Below are 3687 nucleotides of genomic sequence, written 5' to 3'. Positions count from 1 at the left end.
GGATTTCTTAAGTTGGCAGACGTCTTTTACGCGTAGCCAGACTCTTGATGACCCGCTAGAGCAAGCAAGGCCGGGCAACCTAGGGCATAGGGATACTCTTTCCAGTGGCCCGAGCATTACCTATGTAGTGTCTCCAACTACATATTTAACAGGAGAAGGCAGCTATACAATCGTAGAAAATTCTCAAAGTAATACCTCAGATACGCAGCGTGCTGATTTTTCCGCGGCCATTGCTCACCAAATTAACTCGATTACCGGTGTGAACTTAACCGGGCAATATGAAGTAATGTTGGATGCTGACGGTACTGAAAAGTATGACCGTATTCAGCTGGGTGTAGGTTTTTTTCGTCAATTTGTTGATGGCAGTGTTAGTTTAAGTGCAGGGCGCACGCAGTTAGTGCCTGAAGAGAGTGCAGAAACTGAATCAAATTTTTATAGTTTATCTTTTAACCGGCAACAGCTTTGGTTGCATGATGTGACGCTTAGCTATTTGGAAGATATCTCTGACGCGTCAATCGGGTTCGAAGTTACGGTCCCGGGCATCAGCTCTTTTGCTGCAGATGGAAATGATATTGTGAAGCGGCGCGTGGCCTCTTTGAGTATTGCTCGTGAGTTTGGAGTATATGATTATGGTTTTAACTTTTCATGGGAATATGAGAATTATGAGTTGCAAAATGAGGATGAGAAGATAAAGGAAGCCAGCTTCTCAATAGGACGGGATATTTTCTCGGATTTTTCGATGGGCTTTAATGTTGAATTCAATCAGACTGACTACCTGGAGCAGGCAGCAGTCGGCAAAGACTATACGGCCACTTATCAAATAGATGCTGATTATCAGTTTTCTCCGAGCCTTAGAATGGGAGGCTTCATTCAGCACGAAACGAGACGAAACTCCCAGAATGCCGTGCGGGAATATGAAGAGTTGTCAGTAGGAATTAGTCTCAATTGGACTTTGATCTAGAGCTGCAATTATCAATAACTATTGTGTTTGTAGGGATGTGTTGAGCATTAAATGCAATAAAGGATGATTCATGAATAAGAAAAAATTACTAAGCAGTTTATTCTCGCACCTCGGTTTACTTCCACTGCTGCGTTTGTATGATTCTAGAGCTCCATCTTTAAAAATACTTGCATATCATCGTGTTATGGATATCGACGTAGATAAGTACTTATTTGATCAACACTTGGTTGATGCATCCGTTGAGGATTTTGATCGCCAAATGAAGTTTTTATCGAGTAACTATAATGTCTTGCCATTGTCTGAAGCTATAGACGCTTTTGAAAATGCAGGAAATCGAGAAATCGTCTCACTAACCTTTGATGATGGTTTTGATGACCTTTACCACAATGTTTTTCCAATCCTTAAGAAATATAATATCAGGCCAACTATCTTTATCACGACGGGTTTAATAGGTACTTCTGATACGCTCTGGTCTGAAAGGTTGGTGTATGCCCTTAAGTCGAACATTGGGCGAACCTTAAGTGCAGCCCCGGATGGTGCGGACAAAACTATTGAAATTCAATTGTGCAATGTAGAAACGATAATTGAGGATTTCTTACGTTTCTTGAAGCGTATTCCAGACGATAAACGACAACAAAGACTCTTGGATCTTTTTGAGGAGCTGGGAATCGAACGAGAGCAAAGTTACCCTGATAGCAAAATGATGACCTGGGATATGGTCGAGGAAATGTCCGATTGGGGGGTGGAATTCGGTTCACACTCTGTAACGCACTCTGTTCTGGCAAATCTAGATGTGGAAAGTATGAAGGCAGAGCTCTTTCAGTCGAAGGATGCTATTGAGAAACGAATTGGGCGCTGTGAGGTGTTGGCCTATCCTGTGGGTGGCGTCGGGGCATTTAATCAGGATGTAATGGACGCCGCAAAAGAGGCGGGGTTTAAAGTAGCTTGTTCCTATTTATCGGGTGTTGTAAGTTCTATTGATCAGGGGATATATGAATTAAAGCGCTTACATGTGGATAGTACGGTCACACTAAGCTGGTTTAAAGGCTTGTTGACTTGTCCTAGGTATTTTGCTGCAAATTATATGGACGATTAAGGAGCGTGGCCTTTGTTGCATTAATAGCCTACTTGGCTTTTGTTTTAATTCGGCCTCAAGAGTTCTTTGGGCCGCTTATGGGGTTGCCGCTTGTAAAATTCTCACTCATTGTTGCTGCATTGTTTATGCTTGCTGACAAGAATCGTCGTTTTGATGCCCCGCAGAATAATTTATTGTTTTGGTTAATTCCAGTTATATTTTTATCAGCTTTTGTTAATAACTCTTTCGCATATGCAGTTGAAAATCTAACTGCTTATCTAACTTCGATTTTTCTTCCTTTTCTGATTATTCAAAATCTGGTGAATACTGAAAAGAAGCAGCATATTGCACTACTTTTAATGGTGGTTGCAGCTTTGGTTATGGTTAACGACGGCATGGCCCAAAAGGCATCAAATGACGGTGTGGGCTGGAGTGGTGCGGCTCTATCTCAAGGGACTAGGATTACTTACTTGGGAATTTTCAATGATCCGAATGATCTAGGGATGTACTTGGTAATGGTCCTGCCACTTACCTTCTACTTTTTTTATCGTGCAAATACCCTTCTCAAACCTTTGTTTATGTTTTCAGCTGGCTTTATATTGTATGGCATATATTTAACTAATTCGCGCGGAGCGTTGTTGGCAACAATGTCTCAAGTCGGTTTATGGTTCTTTAATCGCTATGGCCTAAAGAAGAGCATGATTGCCGGGGCATTTGCAGCACCTGTTGCTTTGGTTGTAATGAGTATGTTTAGGGAAATAGACTCCGAAGAAGCTTCTGCTGAAGGGCGCTTAGAAGCTTGGTATGAAGGTTTTCAGTTGCTTTTCTGGAAGCCGGTTTTGGGGGTTGGTATGGGGCAGTTTACAGATCATCACTATCTGACAGCTCATAATTCTTTTGTTTTGGTGTTTTCTGAGCTGGGCTTGAGTGGCTACTATTTATGGGTTGGGTTCTTAACATTTTCTGCTCTGATGTTATTGCTTATCTGGAATAAGAAAATAAAGGGGAGCTTATTTGAGAAGGCAAGTGCTACTGAACAGTCCATTGCTCGTACCTTAACTTATTCTATGCTTGGCTACTTGGCGACAGCTTTTTTCCTAAGCCGTTCTTATACACCTATGTTATATATTTTTTGTGCGATGTTTGTTGCGGGTTTTTATCGTACGACTGGATATCAAAAGGGTTACTATCGTCTCAGCTTTAAAGACTATTCAGGCAAGGTTTTTCTAGTATTTTCAGCCAGCTTGGTTTTGATCTATTTTACGGTCCGTTTTTTATTGTGAGGTTACTTTGCCTAAGAGCGTGTTAAAAAACACCTACTTTTCTTCGATAAATATCTACTTCGAATATTTGCTAGGTTTGATCATCTCTATACTGATCGCTCGCAGTTTGGGACCGGAGCAGTTTGGTGTCTATAGCTATCTGGTAAAAGTGGCGGGTATCAGTATTATTCTGACAAATGCAGGTATTTCTACTGGTGCAATAAAATTTATAGCGGAAGCACGTGCTCAGGGGCGCGAAGAAAAGATACCGGCAATATTTAAATACTTCCATAAGATCCAAATGCTCAAGACTGCTCTAGTAACAGGAGGCTTGACTGTGCTTGTGCTTCTTGTGCCAAACTTATTGATCGAAGAGCAGTACAGGCATT

The 3687-nt window shown here is 41.4% G+C and carries 4 protein-coding genes; all 4 read left to right on the top strand.

Annotation, left to right across the window (positions count from 1 at the left end):
• Nucleotides 1-961: MtrB/PioB family outer membrane beta-barrel protein (locus tag A3766_RS20045; protein ID WP_156508999.1), on the top strand; the 961-nt coding region annotated here is incomplete at its 5' end.
• 70 nt (nt 962-1031) lie between these two features.
• Complete coding sequence (locus tag A3766_RS20040; protein WP_068513998.1) at nt 1032-2057, top strand: polysaccharide deacetylase family protein; 1026 nt, start codon at nt 1032-1034, stop codon at nt 2055-2057.
• A gap of 5 nt (nt 2058-2062) precedes the next feature.
• Nucleotides 2063-3319, top strand: coding sequence for an O-antigen ligase (locus A3766_RS20035; protein WP_068514001.1), 1257 nt, complete (start codon nt 2063-2065; stop codon nt 3317-3319).
• A 7-nt stretch (nt 3320-3326) separates the two neighbouring features.
• The coding region (locus A3766_RS20030; RefSeq protein ID WP_231882936.1) for an oligosaccharide flippase family protein at nt 3327-3687 on the top strand (361 nt) is incomplete at its 3' end.

The sequence above is a fragment of the Oleiphilus sp. HI0132 genome (assembly GCF_001635845.1).
The sequence above is the reverse complement of the archived record's forward strand: the minus strand, read 5'-3'. Positions and strand labels throughout refer to the sequence as shown.